Source organism: Arthrobacter sp. Hiyo1 (assembly GCF_001263615.2).
Lineage (GTDB): Bacteria > Actinomycetota > Actinomycetes > Actinomycetales > Micrococcaceae > Arthrobacter.
Window position 1 is genome coordinate 218,739 of the sequence record NZ_DF952475.1, and the last position, 3,775, is coordinate 222,513.

The following is a 3,775-nucleotide window of genomic DNA, read 5'->3' on the forward strand; positions in this document are numbered from 1 at the left end:
AGCCGGGCAAGGGCCGGGTCCACCTCCACCACCGGTGCTGAAACCTCTGCCGCGGGTGGTGCTTTGGGCGGGTCGATGGATGCTTGGAGTTTCCCCTCCAGTTCCGCACACTTCGCGCGCGCGGCGATGAGTTTGTCCTCGTATTTAAACGGCTTGCCGGCCTGGCTCTCGACGTCGGCCAACACTGCCTGCTTTTCGATAATGGTCTGTCGAAGCTGGGCCTCGTAGTCGGGTAGCCCGGACACTTTGTTCTCCAACCGGGTGATGATGCCGGCGCTTCCTTCCAGCATCTCCATGCGGGTGAAAACCAGCGGCGGCGCCGGCACGTCCTTCAGGGTGATCGCGAGATCCTGGTAGGAGCCGAGCCGGGAGTCCTCGGCCGCGTTGCGGACCTGCAGCTCGTGACCGCCCAGGGAAACCATGGTGCCGTAGTCCTGTTTCTGGCGGTAGTAGTTTCCGTATTCAGGTGTGTGCACACGGACCCATTCCGAGATGGCGGCCACAGCCTCCGCGCGTTTGGTATAGCTCGCACCATCGATGCTCGCAGTGAAGGCCTCCCCTGCTGTCGGGGTGATGGCCGGTAGCGCGGCCTGCACCGCGGGCAGCTTGCTTTCGGCTTTGGTGATGCTGGTTTCGGCTGCGGCCCTGGTCCAGGCCAGGGTGCTCTGGCCCTTCTCGTGGGCGCGTTTGAGGCGTTCGAGTTTGGTCCGTGCGGCGTCGGCCTCGATCTTCTCCATCACCAGCGGGTTCCCGGAAGTCGCGGCTTTGATCTGTGCCGCGTTCAGGGCCAGATCTCCGACGTCCTCGATCTCGCGGATATCCAGGCGCCCGCGAAGGACCTGCTGGATCATGGTGGCCTTGCGCTGGATCCCGTCCCAGGCGGCACTGTCGTAACTGCCGACGGTGGCGTACTGGAAGTTGTGGACCTCGGCATTGGCATTGCCCTGCCGGATGATGCGCCCGTCACGCTGGGTCAGGTCAGCCGGCCGCCACGGGCACGTGACGTGATGGATCGCCTTGGCACGGAGCTGGACGTTCGTCCCGGTCCCCATCATCGCAGTGGAACCGATCAGCACGGCCACCTCCCCGGAGCGGCATTGGGCGAAGAGCTGGGCTTTCTGCTCGGGCTTGGGTGAGTCCTGGATGAACCGGATCTGCTCCGCCTGGATCCCGCCGGCAACGAGCTGGTCCTTGAGCTGCTGGTAAGCCGTCCAGACCGGCTTCCCGTCGGGACCGGTGTTCTTGGACGGCGTGCTCAGGTCGCAGAAAATGATCTGCAACGCACCCCTGTTCACCGACGGGACGCCGGAACGGAAACTCGTGTCGTACTCGTTCTCCCGGTTCTCTTCCCAGACCGCCAGGGTCTTGGCGACAACCGCATCCAGCTTCGTCCCGGACTCCGGTTCGATGCCGACCATCCGCATGTCCAAGGCCGCCTTGCGGCCGTCGTTGTAGACGCTCAGGGCGTTGTCCGCGCCCTTCTCCGCCCATCCGGACAGGGAGTCCAGCCGGTCCGCGAGGCCCTTCATGTACTCGGCCAGCTCCGGCGGCTGCGCAATCAACACCAGCTCCGGCTGCCGCTCCCCGTCCCCGGGCCGGCGGGCCAGGTCCGGGGTTTTCAGGTTCAGGTCCTCGGAAAGCTTCACATCCGCGAAGACGTGGAAGGACCGCAGCATCTCGGGGACGTTCTTGAACTTCGCGAAGCGCGGCTTGTTCTTCAACCGGCCACCGGCATCCATCTCAATCGCCGTGACCGTTTCCCCGAACGTCGCACCCCAGACATCGAAGTTCTCCACCCCCGCAGCCTGGAGCAGGTCCGGACGCAGGTAGCGCTGCATGACGTGCGCTTCGGTAATGGAGTTCGCGATCGGCGTGCCGGTGGCCATCGTAACGACGCGTTCCCCGTGCGTGGCACGCAGATATTCAAGCTTCAGATGCATATCCGTGGCCCGAATGGACCCGGCGATTTCGGCGCCCTTGATGTTCGTGACCGTGCGCAGGTTCTTATAGTCGTGGGCCTCGTCCACGAACAGATAATCCACCCCCGTGTCCTCGAACGTCAGCCCCGGATCCGGGGCCGTGTCCATGAGCCTTTTCATGCGCTCTTCCTCGGCCTGGAGCTTGGTCTCCAGCTTCTTCACCGTTGTCCGGTCTTCACCCTGTTCCTGGGCGTTGACGATCGTCTGCCGGACGTCGGCGATAAGTGATTCCTGGTAGGCCTCGATCGTCTCGGCCTTCACGCCGATGCTCTTGAAGGCCTGCTGGGTCATGATGATGCCGTCCCAGTCGTTCGCCACAGCACGGGCGACGAACTGCCGGCGCGCGGCCACATCCCCGCTCCTGGTCTTGATGTCATCGGAGCCGGCCGAGAGCAGCCGGGCCTGAGAGTACAGCTCCAGCCATTCGCGGGTGAACTGCTCCAGCATGTGGTTCGGAACGACGACCATGGGTTTGGAGGCCATGCCCAGGCGTTTGAGCTCCATCGCGCCCATCACCATCTCGGCGGTCTTGCCCGCCCCGACCTCGTGGAAGAGGCCCACGGCCGGTTCGGAAATGATCCGCGCCACCGCGGTGCGCTGGTGCGGGTGCGGGGTGAAGGACTTCGCCAACCCCGGCAGGCTCAGCCGGTGCCCTTCCTTCGTGTAGTCGCGCAGCGCCAGGGAGTTGAAGCGGCGGTTGTACTCATCAAGGAGCCGGCCCGCCCGTTCGGGATCTTCCCAGACCCACTCGGCGAAGCGCTCCTGCAGGGCCTCGGCCTTCTCCTGGGCCGCCTCGGTTTCTTCGAGATTGGCAACGGACTTGCCGTCCTCGTCCTTGTCCTCGACCTGGATGCTCTTTTGTTCCAGGATGCTTTGCAGCAGGTCCGGGGCCGGCCGGCGCACCGTCCCCCACTCATTCGTCGAACGCACCGTGCCCCGGTTGGCCTTGACCCGCCAGATGCCGGCGCGACGCTGCTCACGCTCGCGTTCGGATCGGCCAGAATGTCCTGCACGAAGTGCTGGTGCTCCTCGGGGGAAATCCAGACCGCGCCAAGGCGGGCCTCGACATCTTCCATGCCCACCCTCGGCGGCTGGACTTCCTCCAGAGCGGTGACGTTGACGGCCCAGCGCTCGTCCCCTGCCGCCGCGGCCCGGGCGGCGTCGAGCTTGGTCCGCACGTTCCCGGACAGGTATTCCGGTGCCGTGACCAGCCTGCCCGTTTCCGGGTCATCGAACACAAGCGTGCCCAGCCGGTCGCGGGCTTCCTCCTCCGTCACGCCCAGCAGCTCCGCGATCTTCTCCAGTTCCGGGGCACCGTAGGTGTCCAAGGCGATGACCAGGGCTTCGTCAACGGTGTCCGCGCCCATAAGCGGTTTGCGGGCCACCACCTGACGGTGCCGCAGCAGCGCCGCCGGGGTCGCCGCCCGGGTTTCCTCGTTGAAGCTCTCCAGGGCCGGCGGCAGGGCACCGAAGGGGTCCGTCTGGCGCAGGATCCGCACGGCCGGTGCCGCACGGCGGGTGATGATGTCCTCGCCCGTTTCCTTGTCCGTACGGACCGTCTCCGTGAAGCGGTTCAAGGGCCCGTACGTGGCGGCATACGCCGTGTACTTCTCAGCCAGTGCGGTCCGTCGGGCCGACAGTTCCGGCGTGTCTTCACTGTCGGCCGCCTCCATCTCCAACAGGGACCGTGCCCCGTCCCGCAGCCCCAGCAGCTCACGCAGCTCCGCCGCATGTGCTTTCGGGACCGGGAAGGGGACCTGTTCCCCGCCCCGTGCCACGGTGAAGGTGCCGTCGGG

General features: G+C 65.7%; 1 protein-coding gene and 1 pseudogene. Both read right to left on the reverse strand.

Going from position 1 to position 3,775, the window contains the following annotated elements; genetic code table 11:
• Positions 1-2,498: helicase-related protein (locus AHiyo1_RS20010; protein ID WP_340639357.1), on the reverse strand; the 2,498-nt coding region annotated here is incomplete at its 3' end.
• 122 nt (positions 2,499-2,620) lie between these two features.
• Positions 2,621-3,775 (reverse strand): annotated as a pseudogene (locus AHiyo1_RS27385) (hypothetical protein); the annotation flags it as partial.